The sequence below is a fragment of the Burkholderia sp. Bp8963 genome (genome assembly GCF_003854275.1).
Classification (GTDB): Bacteria; Pseudomonadota; Gammaproteobacteria; order Burkholderiales; family Burkholderiaceae; genus Burkholderia.
In genome coordinates this window covers 1-1243 of record NZ_QTQP01000150.1, presented here as the reverse complement: position 1 = coordinate 1243, position 1243 = coordinate 1, and the positions used below count along the sequence as shown (strand labels likewise).

The window sequence follows — 1243 nt, the reverse complement described above, 5'->3', positions numbered from 1 at the left end:
GGGAGCGAAGCAATTGGAAGTGGTTCCAAGAAAAGCCTCTAAGCTTCAGTCTAACGATGACCGTACCGCAAACCGACACAGGTGGGCGAGATGAGTATTCTAAGGCGCTTGAGAGAACTCGGGAGAAGGAACTCGGCAAATTGGTACCGTAACTTCGGGATAAGGTACGCCCTTGTAGCTTGATGCCCCTGCGGGCAAAGGGTGAAGGGGTTGCAATAAACTGGTGGCTGCGACTGTTTAATAAAAACACAGCACTCTGCAAACACGAAAGTGGACGTATAGGGTGTGACGCCTGCCCGGTGCCGGAAGATTAAATGATGGGGTGCAAGCTCTTGATTGAAGTCCCGGTAAACGGCGGCCGTAACTATAACGGTCCTAAGGTAGCGAAATTCCTTGTCGGGTAAGTTCCGACCTGCACGAATGGCGTAACGATGGCCACACTGTCTCCTCCCGAGACTCAGCGAAGTTGAAGTGTTTGTGATGATGCAATCTACCCGCGGCTAGACGGAAAGACCCCATGAACCTTTACTGTAGCTTTGCATTGGACTTTGAACCGATCTGTGTAGGATAGGTGGGAGGCTATGAAACCGGAACGCTAGTTTCGGTGGAGCCGTCCTTGAAATACCACCCTGGTTTGTTTGAGGTTCTAACCTTGGCCCGTGATCCGGGTCGGGGACAGTGCATGGTAGGCAGTTTGACTGGGGCGGTCTCCTCCCAAAGCGTAACGGAGGAGTACGAAGGTACGCTAGGTACGGTCGGAAATCGTGCTGATAGTGCAATGGCATAAGCGTGCTTAACTGCGAGACCGACAAGTCGAGCAGGTGCGAAAGCAGGTCATAGTGATCCGGTGGTTCTGTATGGAAGGGCCATCGCTCAACGGATAAAAGGTACTCTGGGGATAACAGGCTGATACCGCCCAAGAGTTCATATCGACGGCGGTGTTTGGCACCTCGATGTCGGCTCATCTCATCCTGGGGCTGTAGCCGGTCCCAAGGGTATGGCTGTTCGCCATTTAAAGAGGTACGTGAGCTGGGTTTAAAACGTCGTGAGACAGTTTGGTCCCTATCTGCCGTGGGCGTTGGATATTTGAAGGGGGCTGCTCCTAGTACGAGAGGACCGGAGTGGACGAACCTCTGGTGTACCGGTTGTCACGCCAGTGGCATCGCCGGGTAGCTATGTTCGGAAGAGATAACCGCTGAAAGCATCTAAGCGGGAAACTCGCCTTAAGATGAGATATCCCTGG

1 rRNA gene is annotated in these 1243 nt (G+C 53.1%); it reads left to right on the top strand.

The features are described from left to right. Window positions 1–1243 (top strand): 23S ribosomal RNA (locus tag DID96_RS37730); the annotation flags it as partial.